The organism is Roseococcus suduntuyensis (genome assembly GCF_014196305.1).
Classification (GTDB): Bacteria; Pseudomonadota; Alphaproteobacteria; order Acetobacterales; family Acetobacteraceae; genus Roseococcus; species Roseococcus suduntuyensis.
On the sequence record NZ_JACIDJ010000003.1, the window covers coordinates 112,245 to 131,305 of the forward strand.

Annotated in this window: 18 protein-coding genes and 1 tRNA gene; 11 read left to right on the forward strand and 8 right to left on the reverse strand. The window is 71.9% G+C overall.

The features are described 5' to 3' along the window. Position 1: 1 nt before the first annotated feature. Positions 2-895: a septal ring lytic transglycosylase RlpA family protein gene (locus tag GGQ83_RS10635; RefSeq protein ID WP_184383783.1), complete on the reverse strand. Its 894-nt coding sequence runs from the start codon at positions 893-895 to the stop codon at positions 2-4. A gap of 2 nt (positions 896-897) precedes the next feature. Continuing rightward, positions 898-1,869: a lytic murein transglycosylase gene (locus GGQ83_RS10640; RefSeq protein WP_184383784.1), complete on the reverse strand. Its 972-nt coding sequence runs from the start codon at positions 1,867-1,869 to the stop codon at positions 898-900. A gap of 155 nt (positions 1,870-2,024) precedes the next feature. Between GGQ83_RS10640 and GGQ83_RS10645 the strand changes: the two genes are divergently transcribed. Next, positions 2,025-3,434 carry an MmgE/PrpD family protein gene (locus GGQ83_RS10645; protein ID WP_184383785.1) on the forward strand — a complete coding sequence of 470 codons (1,410 nt, stop codon included), beginning with the start codon at positions 2,025-2,027 and terminating at the stop codon, positions 3,432-3,434. 44 nt (positions 3,435-3,478) lie between these two features. Further along, positions 3,479-3,568 (forward strand) — tRNA-Ser (locus tag GGQ83_RS10650). Between the two features lie 61 nt (positions 3,569-3,629). Here the strand turns inward: GGQ83_RS10650 and GGQ83_RS10655 are convergent. Beyond that, positions 3,630-4,238 (reverse strand): sulfotransferase family 2 domain-containing protein, encoded by a 609-nt coding sequence (locus GGQ83_RS10655; protein WP_184383786.1) that lies wholly within the window; start codon positions 4,236-4,238, stop codon positions 3,630-3,632. 111 nt (positions 4,239-4,349) lie between these two features. Between GGQ83_RS10655 and GGQ83_RS10660 the strand changes: the two genes are divergently transcribed. The 8 genes from GGQ83_RS10660 (at position 4,350) to GGQ83_RS10695 (ending at position 13,484) form a co-directional block, all read left to right on the forward strand. After that, a complete protein-coding gene (locus GGQ83_RS10660; RefSeq protein ID WP_184383787.1) occupies positions 4,350-5,645 on the forward strand; it encodes a hypothetical protein in 1,296 nt (431 codons plus the stop codon). A 153-nt stretch (positions 5,646-5,798) separates the two neighbouring features. Beyond that, positions 5,799-7,190, forward strand: a complete 1,392-nt coding sequence (locus tag GGQ83_RS10665; RefSeq protein ID WP_184383788.1) for an alpha/beta fold hydrolase — start codon at positions 5,799-5,801, stop codon at positions 7,188-7,190. After that, on the forward strand, positions 7,187-7,954 hold the full coding sequence (locus GGQ83_RS10670; protein ID WP_184383789.1) for an ABC transporter ATP-binding protein: 768 nt from the start codon (positions 7,187-7,189) through the stop codon (positions 7,952-7,954). The genes GGQ83_RS10665 and GGQ83_RS10670 overlap by 4 nt, the downstream gene beginning before the upstream one ends. Further along, complete coding sequence (locus tag GGQ83_RS10675; protein ID WP_184383790.1) at positions 7,954-8,655, forward strand: ABC transporter permease; 702 nt, start codon at positions 7,954-7,956, stop codon at positions 8,653-8,655. The genes GGQ83_RS10670 and GGQ83_RS10675 overlap by 1 nt, the downstream gene beginning before the upstream one ends. Before the next feature lie 39 nt (positions 8,656-8,694). Next, entirely contained in the window at positions 8,695-9,684 is a 990-nt protein-coding gene (locus GGQ83_RS10680) for an ABC transporter substrate-binding protein (protein ID WP_184383791.1), read from the forward strand. Beyond that, a complete protein-coding gene (locus GGQ83_RS10685; RefSeq protein WP_184383792.1) occupies positions 9,681-11,495 on the forward strand; it encodes a non-ribosomal peptide synthetase in 1,815 nt (604 codons plus the stop codon). The genes GGQ83_RS10680 and GGQ83_RS10685 overlap by 4 nt, the downstream gene beginning before the upstream one ends. Before the next feature lie 11 nt (positions 11,496-11,506). Further along, entirely contained in the window at positions 11,507-12,316 is an 810-nt protein-coding gene (locus tag GGQ83_RS10690) for a class I SAM-dependent methyltransferase (RefSeq protein ID WP_184383793.1), read from the forward strand. A 328-nt stretch (positions 12,317-12,644) separates the two neighbouring features. Next, positions 12,645-13,484 (forward strand): sugar phosphate isomerase/epimerase family protein, encoded by an 840-nt coding sequence (locus GGQ83_RS10695; RefSeq protein WP_184383794.1) that lies wholly within the window; start codon positions 12,645-12,647, stop codon positions 13,482-13,484. A 72-nt stretch (positions 13,485-13,556) separates the two neighbouring features. On the opposite strand, the gene GGQ83_RS10700 is transcribed toward GGQ83_RS10695, so the two are convergent. The 5 genes from GGQ83_RS10700 to GGQ83_RS10720 form a co-directional block, all read right to left on the reverse strand. After that, positions 13,557-14,441 (reverse strand): polysaccharide deacetylase family protein, encoded by an 885-nt coding sequence (locus GGQ83_RS10700; RefSeq protein WP_184383795.1) that lies wholly within the window; start codon positions 14,439-14,441, stop codon positions 13,557-13,559. A 58-nt stretch (positions 14,442-14,499) separates the two neighbouring features. Continuing rightward, complete coding sequence (locus tag GGQ83_RS10705; RefSeq protein WP_184383796.1) at positions 14,500-15,198, reverse strand: hypothetical protein; 699 nt, start codon at positions 15,196-15,198, stop codon at positions 14,500-14,502. Positions 15,199-15,212: 14 nt separating this feature from the next. Next, positions 15,213-16,616, reverse strand: coding sequence for a TRAP transporter large permease (locus GGQ83_RS10710; RefSeq protein WP_184383797.1), 1,404 nt, complete (start codon positions 16,614-16,616; stop codon positions 15,213-15,215). Next, entirely contained in the window at positions 16,613-17,224 is a 612-nt protein-coding gene (locus GGQ83_RS10715; RefSeq protein WP_184383798.1) for a TRAP transporter small permease subunit, read from the reverse strand. The genes GGQ83_RS10710 and GGQ83_RS10715 overlap by 4 nt, the downstream gene beginning before the upstream one ends. 78 nt (positions 17,225-17,302) lie before the next feature. Beyond that, entirely contained in the window at positions 17,303-18,421 is a 1,119-nt protein-coding gene (locus tag GGQ83_RS10720; protein ID WP_184383799.1) for a TRAP transporter substrate-binding protein, read from the reverse strand. 150 nt (positions 18,422-18,571) lie between these two features. Between GGQ83_RS10720 and GGQ83_RS10725 the strand changes: the two genes are divergently transcribed. Next, positions 18,572-19,045 (forward strand): MarR family winged helix-turn-helix transcriptional regulator, encoded by a 474-nt coding sequence (locus tag GGQ83_RS10725; RefSeq protein WP_184383800.1) that lies wholly within the window; start codon positions 18,572-18,574, stop codon positions 19,043-19,045. The last annotated feature ends 16 nt before the right edge of the window (positions 19,046-19,061 follow it).

The following is a 19,061-nucleotide window of genomic DNA, read 5'->3' on the forward strand; positions in this document are numbered from 1 at the left end:
CTCAATCCACCACAAGGCGCAGTTCGGTGAGCCCCACCGCGATGGCGCGGGCGAAGGCCGCATCGGCCTCCGCGAGGCCGCGATAGGGGCCGGTGCGGACGCGGAACTGCTGCTGCCGCCCGCGCGGGCCGCCGGCAACGCCCAAGGGCTCCACCCGGCCGCCGCTCAGGCGCGCGGCCTCGCGCGCGGCCAGTTGCCTGTTGAAATAGGTCCCGGCCTCGATCCAGAGCAGGCCCGGGCGGGGCGCGCCCTGAGTCACCTGTTCGGGCAGGCGTTCGGGCGGGCGGGCGGTCGCGGAGGTGGCCACGGTCTGCACGGCCGGGCGCGCGGCGCGCGGCGCGGCGGTGGCGAGGCCGCGCGCGCCAGGCGGCGGGGCCAGGGCCTCGCGCCCCACCTCGCCCACCGGGGCGGCGGCGACGGGCAGCGCCTCGGCCTGCCCCGCGAGGCCCGCGATGGCGGCGCGGGAGGCCTCGGCGTCAATCACCACCCGCGCCTGGAAGGGGCCGGCCGCGCCCAGCAAGGCGGCGGCGCGCGGCGCCACGGCGATGACGCGCCCAGGCTCGGCCGGGCCCCGATCATTCACCCGCAGCCGCAGCGAGCGGCCGTTTTCCAGGTTGGTCACGGTGACGATGGCGGGCAGTTGCAGCGTGGGGTGGGCGGCGAACATGCCATCCTCCCGTCGCTCGCCATTGGCGGTGAGCGTGGCGGCGGCGCGGCGCGGCAGCAGGGAAGCGATGCCCGTCTGGTTCAGCGCGAAATCCTCGCGCGGATAGGCCCAGAGCGGGCCCTGCCGCCAGGGTTCGCCCAGATGGTAGCGCGCCTCGGTGGGCGGCGGCGCGCGGCCGCACCCCGCCAGCATGGCCAGCGCCAGCAGCCCCGCCAGGGCGCGCCCCATGGTCAGGCCACGCGGTCCGACAGCAGCCCCACCGCCGTCGCGTAGAAATTGGAGGGGTTGTAGCGGCGGATGGCCATGAAGTTGGCGCCCACCAGGAAGGCTTGGCTGTCGCCGCGCGAAAGGCCCGGCATGACGATGGCCCATTCCCCGCCCATGTCCGGCAGCCCGCCTGCCCCGGCGCGCGTCACGCGCATCCGCGCCCATTCGGCCACGGGGCGCATGCGCCGGTGGTCGGCCAGGGCGGTGTCGAAGCCCGGCGGCAGCGTCACCTCGAAGCCCCAGGGTGCGGGCTCGCGCCAGCCATGGTTCGCGAGGTAGTTGGCGATGGAGGCGAGCGCATCGGCCCGGTTGTCCCAGATGTCGCGGCGGCCATCGCCGTCGAAATCCACCGCCAGTCGCTCGAAGCTGGTCGGCATGAATTGCGGGTTGCCCATGGCCCCCGCATGGCTGCCGCGCATGCGGCTGACATCCACATGGCCGGCATCGAGGATGCGCAGCGCGGCCATCAGCTCGGCACGGAAGAAGGCGGCGCGGCGGCCTTCCCACGCCAGGGTCGCCAATGCCTCGATCACGTTGAAATTGCCGGTGAAGCCGCCGTAATTGGTCTCCAGCCCCCAGATCGCGACCACCACGCGGCCACTGACCCCATGCCGGGCCTGGATGGATTCCAGCAGGGTGCGGTTCTGGGCATAGGCGCGGCGGCCGGCCTCGATTCGCTGGGGCGAAAGCCGCGCGTCGCGGTATTGCGGCCAGGTCTGGGTGAATTCGGCCTGACGGCGGTCGAGCTCGATCACCCGCTCATTGGGCTGCAGGCCGGAAAGCGCGCGGTCCAGCGTGGCCTGGCGGATGCCCGCCCGGCGGGCTTCGGCGCGGACGCCCTGGAGAAAGGCGGCAAAGCTTTCCTGCGCGAAAGCGGGCCGGGCCGCGAACGCGCCGGCGGCGGTTCCGGCGAATAGGCTGCGTCGGGTGAACATAAGGGGATAGGTGCCACTTCTGACCGGCCAGCGCAATTCGAACCGGCCGCTTGCGCCGCACTCGAACCGGCCGCTTGCGCAGCACTCGAGCCGCCCGGTTCCAGCCCGGCGGAAGACGGCGTAGCATCGGCGCAATTGCGAAAGGAAACACGTCCATGGTCGCGGTCACCGAAACCTTCGCCCGTTACGCCGCCTCGATCCGCCACGCGGACCTGCCGGCCGAGGTCGAGGCGCGCACGCGCTTCCTCATCCTGGATCTGGTGGGCAACATGGTCCGCGGCGGGGTCGAGGCCGAGAGCAGCCCGCCGCTGCGCGCCGCCGCCCGCGCCATGGGCCTGGGCCACGGCCAAGCCGCCGTGTTCGGCGAGGCCGCCCGCTGGTCGCCCGCCGGGGCCGCGTTGCTGAATGGCGCCTATGCCCACAGCCTCGACTTCGACGACACCCATGCCGCCGGCAGCCTGCACCCGGGCGCCCCCGTGATCCCGGCGGCGCTGGCCGCCGCCGAGATGTGCGGCGCCAAGGGCGCCGACGTGATCGCCGCCATCGTGGCGGGCTACGAGGTGACGAACCGCCTGGCGGTCGCCCTGCCCGCCGGCGACCATTACGACCGCGGCTACCACCCGACGGCCACCTGCGGCGCCTTCGGCGGTGCCGCCGCCGCCGCGCGGGTCATGGGCCTGTCCGAGGCTCAGATCACGGACGCCTTCGGCATCGTGCTCAGCCAGGCCGCCGGCAGCCTGCAATTCCTGGCCAATGGCGCCTGGACCAAGCGCTGGCAGGTGGGCTGGGCGGCCATGGCCGGCCTCTCCGCCGCGCTGCTGGCGCGCGAGGGCTTCCGCGGCGCCGCCCAGGCCATGGAGGGCAAGGCGGGCTTCCTCAGCGCCTATGCCCCCAACCCCATCCCCGAGCGCGCCATCCGCAACCTGGGCGGCGAGTTCGAGCTGATGGAAACGGCGGTGAAGCCCTACCCCTCCTGCCGCTACGGCCATGCCAGCGTGGACGCGGCGCTGATGCTGCGCGCCGAGCACGGGCTGCGACCGGAGGAGATCGAGAGCGTCACCATGGGCCTGCCCAACAAGGGCATGCTGCTGGTGGGCGCGCCGCTGGAATACAAGCAGCACCCGAAGAACACGGTGGATGGCCAGTTCAGCGGCCCCTTCGTCGTGTCCTGCGCGCTGGGCCACGGCCATTTCGGCTGGGACAGCTATGCCCGCATGGACGACCCCGTTCTGCGTGCGCTGATGCCGAAGGTGACCTGCGTCGAGGACCCGGAGGTGCAGGCCGAATTCCCGCGCAACATGTCGGGCAAGCTGACCATCCGCGCGCGCGGGCAGGAATTCACCAAGTTCGTCGTGGTGCCCAAGGGCGAGCCCGGCAACTTCCTGACCGAGGCCGAGCTGCGCGCCAAGTTCCATGGTCTCTCCGACCAGGTGCTGGGCGCGGACCGCGCGGCCGCTCTGGCCGATGCGGTGCTGGGGCTGGCAGGAGCCGCGGATGTGAACGCGATGATGCGCCTGGGCAGCACCCTGGGCGCTGAGCCGGCCGCGCGCCTCGCGGGGGAGTGATCCCCTCGCGCGGCGCGCGCGGCGGCTGTATAGGCGGGCGCCGGGGACAGGTGGCCGAGTGGTTTAAGGCAGCGGTCTTGAAAACCGCCGTGGGGGCAACTCTACCGTGGGTTCGAATCCCACCCTGTCCGCCACCCACCTCTCTCAACGGATTGATGCGGCGAAAATCCCCCACGGGCCGCGTGCAGGCCCGCTTCAGAACGCGTAGCCGCCCCAGTCCAGCTCCTCGCGGAACCGCGCCTCGACCAGTTCCCGCAACTCGGCATCGTAGTAGGTCCGGTAGGGCGCATGGTCGCCGCGGTTGCGGTGCGGCAGCGCCCGTGGCGGCAGGCCGATGGCCTGGAGCAAGGCAGCGACCTCCCGCTCGAGGCGCTCGAAACGCAGGAGCATGTCCAGCTCCGCGTCCAATGCGCCGCCGGGACCGGTGCGGATAAAGTCGCGCAGGGTCGCCTGGCTGATGATCAGCTGCCGGAAGGCGTCCCGGTCAAACCCCTGGATGCGCCCGTCCGCCACACGGTGTGGTGAGAAATAGGCGCTCACCAACCGCTCATACGGATTGCGAATGACGGAGAACTTATAGAGCCGGTCGAACAGCTCGGCCGGCAGAGCCCGCTTGTAATCCGCGAGGCGGGAGTGCTTGCGGGTGCCGAAGCCGTCGTTCCGCACGTCGAAACGCTCGGTCCCGTCCTGGGAACCGGTGACGCTCTTGCTGTCCTCGGAATAGGGCAGCAGTATCTCTGATATCGAATTCCCGCCCGACTTGCCACGATGGATAAACAGGAAGTCGTGGCGAATCGAGATCATAGGTTTGAAAGAATAGCAGTCCGGGTTACGCCTCGTCCAGGAACGCCCCCGCCGGACCAGGGCGCTGGCCTGCCGGGAGAGGCATCACCGCGCACACCCACCGGGGCCTCCATGCTGGCTGCACGCAAGATCTTCCACCTGCACATCTCGAAATGCGGCGGCACGGCGCTGAACGCCGCGCTCGACTCCGAAACCCATGCCGAGCGCGCGCGTCCGCCCGCCGAGTTCGGGCAGCGCCTGCGCGACCGCGGCATCGCCCATGCCGACATCGCCGCCCTGCAGGACCCCGCCTTGCGCCCCACCCTCGCCGAGGCCGCGCGCGAGAGCATCGCCTGGTTCGACGTGCTGCACGGCCATGTGGACATCGCCCCCTGGCTGGACGCGGACGACCATGTCTTCACGGTGCTGCGCCGGGCCGACCGGCGCGCCCTGTCGCAGTTCCAGGACTATCGCCGGCTGGCGCCGCACGACTACGCCCACAAGCCCGACGACTGGCGCCGGATGCACGAGGCCTGCCGCGAACTTCCCGACTTCGCCCGGCTGCGCGCCGCCTGCGGCGACGCCCTGCCCTTCCGCAGCATGTTCGAGGACCACCAGTGCCGCGCCCTGACGCAGCACAGCGTCAGCGCGGAGGCCTTCGACGCCATGCCGCCGGAGGAGCGCGCCGCGCAGGCCTGGCGCACGCTGCAACACTACGGCGCCCGCATCGGCGTGCTGGAGGAGGTGGACCGGCTGCGCGGCGAGCTGGCGCGCGACATGGGCTGGTGCCCCCCCGCCCCGCTGGAGGTTCGCAACCGGACCGCGCCGGAGGAACATGGCGAGGCCGCGCGGGCCGCCGCCGCCGCGGTCACCACGGGCGACCGCCTCCTGCACGACCGCGCCGTGGCGGCGCTGCGCGCGGCCCCTGCCCGCGACTACACGCTCGCGGAGTTCGAGGCCGAGTTCGTCGCCGCGCGCCTGTCCGCGCTGGCGCCGATGCGGATCGGCGCGGAGCATGTCTTCGACATGAACATGCCGCTGGTCGGCCGGGGCCTGCACGGCCGCGACGCCGCCGGCAGTCGCGAGTGCTGCCGCTGGCTGGGTGCCGACCGCGACGCCCTGATCTACCTGCCGGTGCCGGGGCCGGGCGCGCGGCTGACGCTGCGCCTCTACAACAAGGGCTGGGTGGACCCTGGCCTGCGCGACCGGCTGACGGTGACGGTGGACGGCATGCCGGTGCGGAGCTGGTCCGAGCCGCGGCGCGAGGTGGCCGAGGCGATCTGCTTCCGCGCGGTCGCGCGGCGCGGCTGGGTGCGCATCGGGCTGCATGGCGAGCATGCGCTGACGGACACCGAGGCCGGCCGGCCCAGCGACGACGGCCGCCCCAAGATCTTCAACCTCTGGCGCTACAGCTACCAGGCCGACTGACGCCGAGGCCGCCCAACGGCCCGCTTCGCCAATATCCCTGGCGAAAAGCTTCTGGCATCCTTCAACTCTAAATAGTTTTTTGCCATGCTTCTTCCTATGGAAACGACGGCGGGCGAAAACGGGGAGGCGGGGCAGCGGCCGCGATGCGGCTGCGTGGCCGCGATACCGCAGGATGAGCGCGCTCGCCTCCTGGCCAGGGCGCGGCAGGCACATGACGGCGGTGATCATGCGGCGGCGCTGCCCCTGTGGGACGAGGCCCTGCACCGCTGGCCGGAACATGCCGGCCGCGACGAGACCCTCGCCTTCGCCCGCCTGCTGCTTGCCTTCAACACGCCGCGCCGGCCGGAGGATGCGCTGGTCCCGCCGCACGCCGCCGGGGCCCTGGCCCGGCTGCACGCGCGCTGGCCGGAGGAGCCGCTGGGCTGGATCGGGCTCGCGAAGCTCGCCGAATGGCGCCTGGTCTGGCCCGAAGCCATGGGTCACTGGCAGGCGGTGTTCGAGCGGTTCGACGCCGTGGCCGAGCCGGGCTGGTACGAGCAGGCCATGACGGTGGCCTGGCTTGCCCATGCCGGTCCCGTCTTCAAGGCGCTCCGCGCCAGCCTGCGCCAGCGCTGGCCGGATCACGAAACCTGGTGGGACCAGCGCGCCTATGGCCGCCGCGGCAGCGCCGGCGGCAGCCCCACGCCCGCCGGGCCGCCAAGCCTGCGGGACGTGGAGAATCTTCTCCGCTTCAGCACGCCCTCCGAGGCGAAGCGGGTGCTGGAGACGCTCCCCGCGCTCGATCGGGAGAGCGCCACCGGCCGCGCCTGCGCCCACATCATCCGCACCCTGGAGCACAGCGGCCTGCTGGAGGACCTCGAGGCCGGGGGCGCGGAACCCGCGCGGCCCGGCACCACCCTGGTCTGGCGCAACCCCGCCGGCGGCGACCGGGCGCTGATCGTCTTCTCCGGCGGCGCGCGGGGCTATTGGCTGCTGCTCGACGAATTGCACCGCGTGCTGCGCGGCTGCGGCGTGCACCTGATCTATCTGAGGGGCCTTGGCGCCAGCTTCTACATGGCTGGCGATCCGGATCTCGGCATCGCGGACTATGCCGGCCTGCTCGACCTGCTGCGCGCGCAGGCCGCCGGGCTGGGTGCCACGCACCTTGCCTGCCTCGGCAATTCGGCCGGCGGCTACGCGGCGCTGCGCTATGCCCTCGACCTGGGGGCGGAAGGGGCGCTCGCCTTCAGCATGCTGACCAATCCGCAGACGCGGCATGACCCACAGTTCGCGCCGGCCATCAATGCCATCGCGCAGCGCAACCCCGGCCTCGTCTTCGACCTGGCGCAGGCCTATGCCGCGGCCGCGCGGCCCCCGCGCACCATCCTGTGCTTCGGTGAAGGCCATGAGACGGACCGCCGGGAGGCCGCGCGGATGCGGGGCATCCCCGGCGTGCGGCTGGTGGCGGCCGAGGGCCTGGCCGACCACGGCGCCATCCGCTGGTTCCTGCGGCGGGGCGAGGTGCCCGGCCTGGTCGCCTCCCTGTTCGAGGCGCCGCCGGCGTGAGGATCACGCTGCAGGGCATCGGGCTGGACTATCCCGGGCCGCGGGGCCCGCTGCGCGCCGTGGACGGGCTGGACCTGGAGGTGGCGCCCGGGGAGTTCCTGGGCCTGATCGGCCCCAGCGGCTGCGGCAAGTCCTCCCTGCTGGCGATGCTGGCCGGGCTGCGAGCGCCCAGCGCCGGCCGCATCGGCTTTCCCGGCTGGACCGGCCCCCGCCCGCCCCGCCGCCTGATGGCCTTCCAGGAACATGGGCTGCTGCCCTGGCTGAGCGTGCTGGACAATGTCGCCTTCGGCCTGGAGGCCCAGGGCATGCCGCGCGCCGCGCGCGAGGCCCGCGCCCATGCCATGCTGCGCCGCCTGGGGCTGGAGGGCTTCGCCACGTCGCGCCCGGACCAGCTCTCGGGCGGCATGCGCCAGCGCGCGGCCCTCGCCCGCCTCTTCGTCGCCGAGGCCGAGGCGATGCTGCTGGACGAGCCCTTCTCCGCCCTCGACGCGCAGACCCGCGTGGTGCTGCAACAGGAGCTGCTGGACCTCTGGTCCGGCACCGGGCGCAGCGTGGTCTATGTCACCCATGACATCGAGGAGGCGCTGCTGCTCTGCGACCGCGTGGTGGTGCTCTCGGCGCGGCCGGGGCGGGTGATCGCGGACATCACGGTGCCCTTCCCCCGCCCGCGCCGCATCATGGGCCCACCCCCGCCGGAGGTCGCCGCCCTGCGCTGGCGGATCTGGGACATGCTGGCGCCCACCATCACGCCGCCGGCCGCCTGATGGCGCACCTGCTCGCCCTCCTCCTCGCCGCCGCGGCCTGGGAAGCCGCCGCGCGGGCCGGCTGGGTGGCCATGCTGCTCTTTCCCCCGCCTACGATCATCCTCGCCTGGCTGGTGGAGAGCCTGCGCAACGGCGAGATGGCCGAGAGCCTGATGGCGAGCGGGCAGCGCCTCGTGCTCGGCTTCGGCCTGGGGGCCGGGCTGGGCACGCTGGCCGGGCTCGCGATGGGCCTCGCCCCGCGCCTGCACCGTGCGCTCGACCCCGTGATCGCCGCCCTGCACCCGATGCCCAAGGTGGCGCTGCTGCCGCTGTTCCTGGTGCTGTTCGGCTTCAGCGAGAAGGCGCGGATGGTGCCGGTGGCGCTGGTCGCCTTCTTCCCCGCGGCCATCGCGGGCGCCGTCGCCGTCCGCGCCATTGATCCGCTGCTGTGGAATGTCGCACGCAACTATGGCGCGCCGCCCCTGATGGTACTGCGCCGCCTGGTGCTGCCGGGCGCCTGGCCGGTGCTGCGGGCGGGGCTCAGGCTGTCGCTCAACGCCGCGATCGTGGTGCTGATCTCGGTCGAGATGCTGAGCGGCAATGACGGGCTGGGCGCCGCGGTCTGGCAGTCCTGGCAGACCATGCGGGTAGAGCAGCTCTACGGCACGCTGCTGGTCCTGGCCATGCTCGGCCTTGTCTTCAACCGCTGTCTCGGCCGCTGAGCGGGTGTGGCGGGCCGCCTTTTGGAAGGATCAGGTGAGATGCTGAAGAGGCGAGGATGGACGCGGATCGCCCGCGTCGCGGCACGGGCCGGCCGGGTGCTCGGCCTGGCGCTGTGCCTCGCGGCGCTGCTGCCGGCCGCGCCGCGGGCGGAGCGGGTGAAGCTCGTGGTGCTGCCCTTCCTGTCGCAGGCGCCGATCTTCATCGCGCTGGAGGAGGGCCTCTTTGCCCGCGAGGGCATCACGATCGAGCCGGTCGCCCTCTCCTCCTCCCATCTCGCCCTGCCGGGGCTGATGAGCGGGGACCTGGACGCCGGCATCCCCCAGGCCTCACCCGCGCTGTTCAACGCGGTGGCGCGCGGCGGCCGCGCCCGGCTGGTGGCCTCCGGCGTGATGCTGGCGCCGGCCCCCTGTTCCTACGCCGCCTTCTACGGCACCGGGCTCACGCTCGCGGCGCTGACCTCGGGCGAGGCGCGTTCGCTGCGCGTCAGCGCCGACCCCAACGCCTTCGAGGGCTTCCTGGTGGACCTGCTGCGGCAGCGGCGCGGCGCCGAGCGGCTGCAGGTGCAGTTCCGCGAGATGCCTGTGCCGGCGCAGCAGGCGGCGCTGGCCGCCGGCGCGCTGGACCTCGCCTTCCTCTCCGAGCCCTGGGTGGCGCGGCTCGATCAGGCCGGGGTGGGCCGCGTCGCCGTGGGGGCGGAGGAATTGCTCCCGGGCGGCCAATTCACCGCGCTGATGTTCTCCGAGCGGATGCTGGCCGATGGCCAGGCGCTGGGCCGCCGCTTCCTGCGCGCCTACCGCGCCGCACTGGTCCGCTACAATGAGGGCAAGACGCCGCGCAACCTCGAAATCCTGGCGCGCGCCACCCGGCTTTCGCCCGAGCTGCTGGAGCGCGCCTGCTGGCCCAGCATGCCGGCCGATGGCGCGCTGAACCTGGACAGCCTGCTCGCCTATCAGGACTGGCTGCGGCAGCGGCGGCTGATTGACCGCGTGCTGGCGCCGTCCGACCTGGTGGCGGAGATCACGCCGTGATCCCCTTCGAACGCGCCGAATTCGACGGCAAGATGCCCTTCGAACGCGCCGAGTTCGACGGCACGATCCCAGCCCGGCTGCGCCGGATCGTCGAGGCCCTGCCGGAGGCCGAGGCGCTGGTCGAGGACGGGCGCGCCCTGACCTATGCCGCGCTGGACGCCGAGACCGACCGCGCGGCCGCCTCCCTCGCCGACCTGCCGGCGGGCGGCGCGGTGGCCCTGGTCTTCGGCATCGGCACCGAGGCCGTCATCGCCCTGCTCGGCGCGCTGAAGGCCGGCGTGCCGGCCATGCCGATAGACCCGGCCGCCCCGCCCGAGGATGTCATGGGCCTCTTCGCACAGGTGGCGCGCATCGTCACCGCGCCGGCGCAGGAGGCCTGGTGCCGGGACCGCGCGGGCCAGGTGCCGGTGCAGGTCGGCACGGCCCATCCGGCCCCCGCCCAGGCTGCACGGACGCCGCGGCCGGAGGACCCGGCCATCATCTACCTCACCTCGGCCAGCACCGGGCCGGCCAAGGGCGTGGTCCGCACCCAGCGCTCGCTGTGCTGGCATGCCGGGCTGCAGACCCGCCACCACGGCTATGCGCCGGGCGAGCGCATCGCGCACCTCTCCTCCTTCGCCTTCGCGGGCTCGATCCCGGCCATCCTCGGCGGGCTGCTGGCCGGCGCCACGGTGGAGGTCTTCGACAGCCGCCGCCACGGCCTGCTCGGCCTCGGGCGCTGGGCGGCGGAGCGGCGGATCACCGTGCTGCCGGTGACGCCCCCCGTGCTGCGTGACCTCGTCGAGGCGCGCATGCCCGAACGCCAGGCCTGGCAGCCGCGCCGCATCATCGTGGGCGGCGAGGTGCTGCGGCCGGAGGATGTCACGGCGCTGCGCGACCGCCTGGGCTGGGACTGCGCCGTGGTGAACCGCCTGGCCAGCAGCGAGGCGGGGATGATCGCCGAATGGGTGGTGGACCCCGCGGCCGTGCAGGGGCGAGAGGCGGTGCCGGTCGGCTGGCCGGTCGAGGACCGCCACGTCACCCTGGTGGACGAGCAGGGCGAGCCGGTGCCCCTGGGCGAGATCGGGGAGATCGTCGTCTCCGGCGACTACACGGCCATCGGCTACTGGGGGCGCCCGGAGCTGACGGCCGAGCGTTTCCGCCCCGACCCCGATCGCCCGGGGTGTTTCCGCGTCTTCAGCGGCGATCTCGGCCGGCTGCACCCGGACGGGATGCTGGAGCATCTCGGCCGGGCCGACCACATGGTGAAGATCCGCGGCTACCGCGTGGAACTGGCCGCCGTGGAGGCGGTGCTGTGCCGGCAGGAGGGCGTGGCGGAAGGCGTCGTGCAGGCCGTGCGGACGTCGGGCGGCGACATGCGCCTGGCCGCCTGGGTGCAGCCCGCGCCAGGCGTGGAGATCAATGGCCTTGCCCTGCGGCGGCGCCTCGCCTCGCAGCTGCCGGACTACATGCTGCCCTGGCGGGTCGGCGTCTTCGAGGCCCTGCCGCGCTCGGCCGGCAACAAGATCGCCCGGGGCCGGCTGCCGACGCTCAGCGGCACGCGCCCCGACGGCATGGCCCCGCCGGTGCCGACGCGCGGCGAGACCGAGTGGCTGCTGGCCGAGATCTGGTGCGAGATCTTCGAGGTGGACGAGGTCGGCCGCGAGGATGACTTCTTCGAATTCGGCGGGGATTCGCTCGACATGCTGCAGGTGGCCGCCGGGCTCTACGAGCGCCGCGCGGTGTTCATCACCGATTCCGACCTGCTGGAGCACCCCCGCCTGGCCGATATGGCCGCGGCGGTGGACCGCCTCACGGAAGACGCGGCCTGAGGAGCCCGGCGATGTATCCCCTCGAACCCCGCGCGGGCGAGATCGGCCGGCTGGCCGCGCAAGGCGCCTGGCTCACGGAGGAGGCCGAGGCGCTGCTCTCCTCCATCGGGGTCGGGCCGGGCTGGCGCTGCCTCGACCTCGCCTGCGGCCTGGGCGACGTGACGCGGCTGATGGCGGCGCGGGCCGGCGCGCCAGGGCTGGTGGTCGGCCTGGACCTGGAGCGGCGCTTCCTCGACCACGCGCGCGCCGAGGCGGCGGGCGCGGTCGAGTACCTGGAGGCGGATGCCTGCCGCACGGGCCTGCCCGATGGCGGCTTCGACCTGGTGCATGGCCGCTTCCTCTTCGCCGGCGCGGCGCAGTTCGACCCGCTGCTCACGGAGGCCATCCGGCTGGCCCGCCCAGGGGGAACAATCGCGCTGCAGGAGCAGGACCTCTCCAGCATGGCCTGCTTCCCGCCGCACCCCGCCTTCGCGCGGCTGAAGGGGATGCTCGGCGCGGGGCTGGAGCAGAGCGGCACCGGCCGCGGCGTCGCCCGGCGGCTGTTCGGCCTGCTGCGGCAGGCGGGGCTGCGCGAGCTGCGCTACCGCCCCTTCCTGGTGTCCTGCCAGGCGGGCGACCCGCAGGCCGCCTGGCTTCCGGACATCGTGGACTCGCTGCGCGGCCCGTTGCTGCGCGCCGGATTGACCGACGGCCCCGCCCTGGACGAGGCCATCGCCGCCTGCCGGTCGCACCTCAACGATCCGGGCACGACGGCGATCCTCTACACCGTGGTGCAGGTCTGGGGGCGCAAGCCCGCCGGGGCGGCGGTGGAGGCAGGGTAGCGCGCGCCCACGCGGCGTGACGAAGGGAAGGTCCAGGTTCGGGGCGAGCCGTCGCGAAAGGAAGTCCCGCCGGTCCGCAACCGCATGATGGCGGCGTCCCCCTCGAGCCACCCCCAGGGCCTGCAGCGGCGGCAGGCGGCTTCCGGCGAAACCCTCCGCGAGCCGGGTCATCTCCGCAAGCTCCTCCTCTTCCGGAGCGAGCGGCTTGCCCTCGCGCGGCAGGCCCTGGCCCCGGCACGGGAGGGACATTGGTGGCCGCCGCAGGTAGGATTGGTTAAGCGATCCATCCCAAGGGGATACGCGACACTCTTTCCCACGGAGCCCCGCCATGGCTGACGACAAGGCTTCCCTCTCCGCCCGCATCGGCGTGGATCTCGGCGCGCGCCTGCGGCTGGAGGACGGGCTGGAATGGGCGTCGTCGGCGGGTTTCGCGCATCTGGACATCCGCCTGGGCGATGCGGGCAATGAGTTCGACGGCTTCGACGGCGCACGGCTGCGCGCGGCGCGCGGGCTGAAGGAACGGCTCGGGCTCGAGCTTGGCCTGCACACGCTGTCGGCCGTGAACATGGCCGAGACCGCGCCCTACCTCGCCGCCGCCACCGACAACTACCTGCGCGCCTATGTGGACCTGGCCGGGCCGCTGGGCGCGGGCTGGATCGTGGTCCATGCCGGCTACCACTTCACCGACGACTACGACCGCCGCACCCAGGCCGCGCTGACCCGGCTGCGACGCCTGGGCGACTACGCGCGCACCCAGGGCGTGCGCCTGCTGCTGGAGAACATGAACCCCGAGCCCGCGGATGCCGAGGTGCGCTACCTGGCCTGCGACATCCCCGAATGCGAGCGCTTCTTCGCGGCCCTGGACCCGGAGGTCTTCGGCTGGTCCTTCACCGCCAACCACGCGCACATGCTGCCCGTGGGCGTCGAGGGCTTCTACCGCCATTTCGGCCCGGCCCGGATGGCGGAGGTGCGCCTCGCCGACAACCGAGGGGCCAAGGAGGAGCACCTGTTTCCCGGCGAGGGCAACATGGACTTCAACGCCCTGTTTCGCCTGATCGAGGGCGAGGGCTATCGCGGCCACTACATGCTGGCCTTCGGCGGCCCGGACGACATGCGCGCGGGCCGCGACAAGCTGGTGGCGGAGTGGGAGATGGCGGCCCGCGCCTGATCGCCTTCGGTGAACTCACCGAAGGCGTGCATCAGCCGCCCAACCAATCCGCCCGCGATCAACCGGCGTTGATCACGCGTGCGGCGCCGGATGCAGCGCCGTGAACCAGTCGCCGATCTCGGACGAGGTGGCGAAAGCCACCTGCGGGTGCGCCGCCAGCTCCTCCATCGCGGCCCAGAAGCTCTCCATCCGGTGCGCCACGCCGATCACGTGCGGGTGGAGTGCGATGGTCATCACCCGCGTCCGCTCGAAGCCGCCACGCGCGTAGAAGGCCATGTTGGCGCGGATGCGATCGGCCATGGCGGTCGAGCCCTGCGAGGCCAGCATGTAGATGGGCACGTCGTTCAGCTCGACCGTGTAGGGCAAGGAGAGCAGCGGCCCCGCCTCGGTCCGCATCCAGACGGGCACGTCATCCACCAGCCAGTCGTGCAGGAAATCCACGCCGTTGCGGCGCAGCACCTCGGGCGTGTCGGCCTTCTCGCTGAGGCCGGCCCCCAGCCAGGCGCGCACCTTCTGGCCCGAGAAGCGGCGCATGGTGGACAGCGCCTCCTCCACCGCCGCCTTGTCATCCTCGATGGTGGCGAGTGCGCGCTGATACACGCCATGGCCCACGAATTCCCAGTCGGCCTGGAGCATGGCCTCCGCGAGGCGCGGGTAATGCGTGCAGATCTGGGCGTTGGAGAGGTTGGAGGCGCGGATACCGAGTGCGCGGCACATCTCAAGCAGCCGCGACATGCCCACGCGCAGCCCGTATTCCACCCAGGTGAAGTTGGGCACGTCCGGGATGGCCTTGATGCCGTGCGGCGGCGTGAGGATGGCGCGCGGCATGGGCTGGTCGAAGGGCCAGTGCTCGACGTTCACCGCCAGGTTCACGATGACGCGCTTGCCGCGGAAGGCCGGCAGCGGCGGCACGTCGGATTCGAGGCGGAAGGGAATGCGCGGATTGGGGTCAGGCATGGCGGGCTCCGTCAGGGGCGGGCATCATGGCCCTGCCCCGCCGGACGGACCACCCCGCTCAGGCGAACTGGACGGTGATGCGGCCCACGGGCGCCACGGCGGCCGACCATTTCTCGCCCGGGTTGGGCACGCGGCCCAGCGCCAGCCCCGCCACCACCAGCACGGCCCCGGCCGGCAGTGGCCCCCAGCGGCGCGCATCTTCCACGAGCTGATCCATCAGGGGAGCGAGCTTCACCTCGAAGGGGCGCGGGCGGGTGCCGGTGGGGCCGATCCGCACCGAGACCACCTCCGGCAATGGTCCCACGAAGCGCTTGCCCACCAGCACATGGCCGAGCCCGCCGAGATCGGCCACGCGCTGCGCGGCATCGGGCGCGCCCTGCTGGTAACGTTCCGCCGCCACGTCCACCACGGGGTGCAGGGCGGAAAAGACGGGCGGGGCGTCGGTGAGGTCTTCCGCCAGCACGCCCAGAATGCCGGCCGTGATGCGGATATGCCGCAGCGCGGCCAGCGCCACCGGCGTGCCGGCCCGCATCAGCCGCGGCTCCAGCAGCGGCGCCGAAACCCAGGTGTCGCCGGGCGCGGGGGCGAGGCGCATGCCCGTGACGGGAATTTCCAGCGTCTCGACCAGGGCGGCGGCGATGGCCTCGCCGGCGGCGAGGTCGGGGGGCGCCATCTCCTCCGGAAAGGGGGCGAGCGGGTTGCCCGTCTCCCAGGCCTCGTGCAGCCAGTTCGCGGCCTGGGTGGTGATGTCGGTCATGCGGTCCATGCTGCTCAGTTGAAGGCCGGCAGGGCGGGCTCCTCATCCACAGTGAAGCCGCCCTCCGGCACGGACAGTTCCTGGCCCGGCCCGCCGACATTGTCATACAGGTAGGAGGGCAGCCAGGTCGCGATCTCGGGGAAGATGTAGAGCATGGCCATCGCGAAGATCACGATGCCCACGAAAGGCAGGCAGCCCAGGAAGATCTCCGACAGCTTCACATGCGGCGGCGCCACCCCCTTCAGGTAGTAGGCGGCCATGGCGACGGGGGGTGTGAGGAAGGAGGTCTGCAGGTTCAGCGCCACGATCACGCCGAACAGGATCGGGTCGATCTCGAAGGTGCCCAGCAGCGGCAGGAAGATGGGCACGAAGATCAGCACGATCTCGGTCCATTCCAGCGGCCAGCCCAGCAGGAAGATGATGACCTGCGCCAGCAGCAGGAACATCATGGGCGAGAGGTCGAGCGCCTTCACCGCCTCCTCCACCACATGGTGCCCGCCCAGCCAGCCGAAGACCGAGGTGAAGATATAGGCGCCGATGAACAGCCAGCACACCATGGCGGTGGTGCGGGCGGTCAGGAACACGCTCTCCTTCAGCTTGGTGAAGGTGAGGCTGCGGTAGAGCAGCGCCAGCAGCACGGAGCCCGCGGCCCCCATGGCCGCCGCCTCGGAGGGCGTGGCCAGCCCGAACAGGATCGCGCCCAGCACCATGCCGATGAGCACCGCGAGCGGTATGAAGGAGGTGGCGAGCGCCAGCAGGATCTGCCCGACCGGCGTCGTGCGCTCCTCGGGCGGCAGGCGGGGCGCCATGCCGGGCTTCAGCGTGGCCAGGATCAGCACGTAGAGCATGTAGAGGAACGCGAGGCCCACGCCCGGCAGGAAGGCCGCGGCGTAGAGGCGCACCACGCTCTCGCCCGCCGTCGCGCCATAGAGGATCAGCATGATGGAGGGCGGGATCAGGATGCCCAGGCACCCGCCCGCGCAGGTGACGCCCGCCGCGAGCTTGGGGTCGTAGCCCGCGCGCAGCATGGCGGGGAAGGCCAGCAGCCCCATCAGCGTCACCACCGCGCCCACGATGCCGGTGGCGGTCGCGAACAGCGCGCAGGTGGCCAGCGTTGCGATGGCGAGCGAACCGGGCAGCCCGCCCGAGGCCATCTGCAACGCGCGGAACAGCCGGTCCAGGATGTTCGCGCGCTCGATCACATAGCCCATGAAGATGAAGAGCGGCACCGAGATCAGCACGTCATTGGCCATGACGGCGTAGGTGCGCTGCACCAGCAGGTCGAAGACCCGCGTGCCGAGGCCGAGATAGCCGAAGCCGAGGCCCATGGCGGTGAGGGTGAAGGCGACGGGGAAGCCGAGCAGGATCACGAAGATGAAGCTGCCCAGCATGATCATGCCGAGAACGGGGTCGGTCACAGGGGCATCTCCGCGCGGCGCGCGGCCGCCATCTCGGCTTCGCGGGCGGCTTGCGCCTGCTTCAGCGTCAGCACTTCCAGCTCCTCCACGTCATGCAGGCGGTCGGGCCAGGCGCCGCTGCGCCAGGCGATGGCGGCCCGCGCCGTCTCGGCGATGCCCTGCAGGATCATGAGCGCGCCGGCGAAGGGGATGATGAACTTGAAGGGCCAGATATAGGGCCCGTTGGGGCTGATCGAGGAGCGTTCGTTCTGCCAGTAGGACTGGGTGAAGAAGTCCCAGCCGAAATAGACCAGCGCCAGCATGCCCGGGAAGAAGAACAGGATGTAGAGCACGAAGTCGAGCCCGCCCTGCACCCGCACCGGGAACAGCCGGTAGATGAAATCCGCCCGCACATGCCCCTGGCGCGACAGGGTATAGGCCCCCGCCATCATGAACAGCGTGCCGTAGAGCATGTAGGAGACGTCGAAGGCCCAGGCGGTCGGTGCGCGAAAGAGGTAGCGCGCGAAGACCTCGTACACGATGGCACCGGTCAGCAGCACGATGCACCAGGCAAAGACCTTGCCGATGAAGGCGCTGATCCGGTCCACATTCACCAGCAGTGCTTGCACCTGGGCGGGCTCCGTGACGGAAGGGCATGAAAAACGCCCGCCCCGGGGTGTCGGGACGGGCGTGGTGGGGTCAGTGGCTCAGCGCCGCGCGAAGAAGTGGTTGAAGGCGGCGGCGGAGGATGCGTTGTTGCGCAGGTAGAAGGCGCTGACGCGGCGGCACCAGTCGCGCTGGCTGTCGGTCACCTTCTTGAAGAAGGCGTCGCTCTCCAGGTTCGCGATCACGCCGTCCCAGGCGCGCAGCTGCGCGTCAAGGATGGGGCGGGGCGTGATGTGGACGTTCACGCCGGCGCTGGTCACCATCGCCTGCAGGTCGTTCGGATAGCGCAGCTGCTGCTTCCAGGACATGTCGGCCGAGGCCGCTTCGGCCGCCACGCGCAGCACGGCCTTCAGCTCGGCCGGCAGGCCGTCGAAGCGGCCCTTGTTCCAGAGCACTTCGAAGGTCTCGGTGTTCTGATGGTAGGACTGGAGCATGTAGTTCTTGGCCACGTCCGGGAAGCCGAGGACGCGGTCGGAGGAGGGGTTGTTGAACTCCGCGCCATCAATCACGCCGCGCTCCAGCGCGGGCACGATCTCCCCGCCCGGCAGGGCGGTCACGGCCGCGCCCATGGCGTTGAACAGGTCGGTGGCGAGGCCCACGGTGCGGTAGCGCATGCCGCGCATCTGCTCGGCGTTCTCGACGCGGTTGCGGAACCAGCCCAGCGGCTGCGTCGGCATCGGGCCGGTCTGGAAGCCCACCACGTTCACGCGCAGGATGTCGGTGATCAGCTCGTTGTACAGCGCCTCGCCGCCGCCATAGTAGAACCAGGCGAGGTAGGAGTTCGCGTCGTAGAACCAGGCGGGCGGCGTGCCGAACAGGCTGAACGCCTTGTTCTTGCCGAACCAGTAGGCCGAGACGCCATGGCCGCCATCGAGCGTGCCGGCCGAGACGGCGTCAATCAGCTGGAAGGCGCCGACGACGGCACCCGCGGGCAGCAGCTCCACCCGCAGCCGGCCACCGGCCAGCGTGTTCACGCGCGTCACGTAGTCATTGGCGAATTCGTGGAAGATGTCGCGCTGCGGCCAGGTGGACTGGAAGCGCAGGGTGGTGGTCTGCGCGCGGCTGACGCCGGGCGTGGCCAGCACGGCGGCGCCGGCGGCGGCAACGGCGCCGGCCTTGAGCAGGCCGCGGCGGGCGGTGCCAGGGGTGGATGAGCTCATTTGTTTTCTCTCCCAGTATATTGTGCCGTTCGCGCGGCCGACCCTCCCCGTTTAGTGAAACGGAAGAAGCCATGCAACGGCTTCCATACGGCACCGCGCTTGACAGTGCGGCGACCGTTCCGCCAACTGATCGGAACAGGGTGGAAAATGATGCGCGACGAGCAGGAGCCCGCGGCCGCTTCGCCCGAGACAGGTGTCTCCGCCCCCGGCTACAGCCTGGATGCCTCGGCCGGGCACATGCTGCGGCGCGCCCACCAGCGCTATCAGTCCATGTTCCAGGAATGCGCGGCGGGGCTCGGCCTCACGGGGCCGCAATTCGCCGCGCTGCTGCGCCTGTCCGAGATGGGGCGCGTCACGCAAAATCACCTTGGCCGGCTGGCCGCCATGGATTCCGCGACCGTGCAGGGGGTGGTGCGCCGCCTGGTGGACCGCGGGCTCGTGCAGGCCACGGCGGACCCGCAGGACCGGCGCATCCGCATCCTCACCATCACCGAGGCGGGGGCCGAGCTGCTGCGCGCCGCGCAGAAGGCGGGACGGCGGGCCAATGATTCGGTGCTGGCGCCCCTTTCGGCTGTGGAGCGCCGGCAGCTCCTGGCCATGCTGCGGCGGGTGGCGGAGGGTTAGAGCGGGATGCGTTGAG

What these genes read in the sequence shown, in the direction of transcription:
- GGQ83_RS10655 (WP_184383786.1), bottom strand. Translation starts at nt 4,238, where the DNA reads ATGATCTCGATTCGCCACGACTTCCTGTTTATCCATCGTGGCAAGTCG.
- GGQ83_RS10680 (WP_184383791.1), top strand. Translation starts at nt 8,695, where the DNA reads ATGCTGAAGAGGCGAGGATGGACGCGGATCGCCCGCGTCGCGGCACGG.
- GGQ83_RS10690 (WP_184383793.1), top strand. Translation starts at nt 11,507, where the DNA reads ATGTATCCCCTCGAACCCCGCGCGGGCGAGATCGGCCGGCTGGCCGCG.
- GGQ83_RS10635 (WP_184383783.1), bottom strand. Translation starts at nt 895, where the DNA reads ATGGGGCGCGCCCTGGCGGGGCTGCTGGCGCTGGCCATGCTGGCGGGG.
- GGQ83_RS10725 (WP_184383800.1), top strand. Translation starts at nt 18,572, where the DNA reads ATGCGCGACGAGCAGGAGCCCGCGGCCGCTTCGCCCGAGACAGGTGTC.
- GGQ83_RS10660 (WP_184383787.1), top strand. Translation starts at nt 4,350, where the DNA reads ATGCTGGCTGCACGCAAGATCTTCCACCTGCACATCTCGAAATGCGGC.
- GGQ83_RS10640 (WP_184383784.1), bottom strand. Translation starts at nt 1,869, where the DNA reads ATGTTCACCCGACGCAGCCTATTCGCCGGAACCGCCGCCGGCGCGTTC.
- GGQ83_RS10695 (WP_184383794.1), top strand. Translation starts at nt 12,645, where the DNA reads ATGGCTGACGACAAGGCTTCCCTCTCCGCCCGCATCGGCGTGGATCTC.
- GGQ83_RS10675 (WP_184383790.1), top strand. Translation starts at nt 7,954, where the DNA reads ATGGCGCACCTGCTCGCCCTCCTCCTCGCCGCCGCGGCCTGGGAAGCC.
- GGQ83_RS10700 (WP_184383795.1), bottom strand. Translation starts at nt 14,441, where the DNA reads ATGCCTGACCCCAATCCGCGCATTCCCTTCCGCCTCGAATCCGACGTG.
- GGQ83_RS10720 (WP_184383799.1), bottom strand. Translation starts at nt 18,421, where the DNA reads ATGAGCTCATCCACCCCTGGCACCGCCCGCCGCGGCCTGCTCAAGGCC.
- GGQ83_RS10705 (WP_184383796.1), bottom strand. Translation starts at nt 15,198, where the DNA reads ATGACCGACATCACCACCCAGGCCGCGAACTGGCTGCACGAGGCCTGG.
- GGQ83_RS10645 (WP_184383785.1), top strand. Translation starts at nt 2,025, where the DNA reads ATGGTCGCGGTCACCGAAACCTTCGCCCGTTACGCCGCCTCGATCCGC.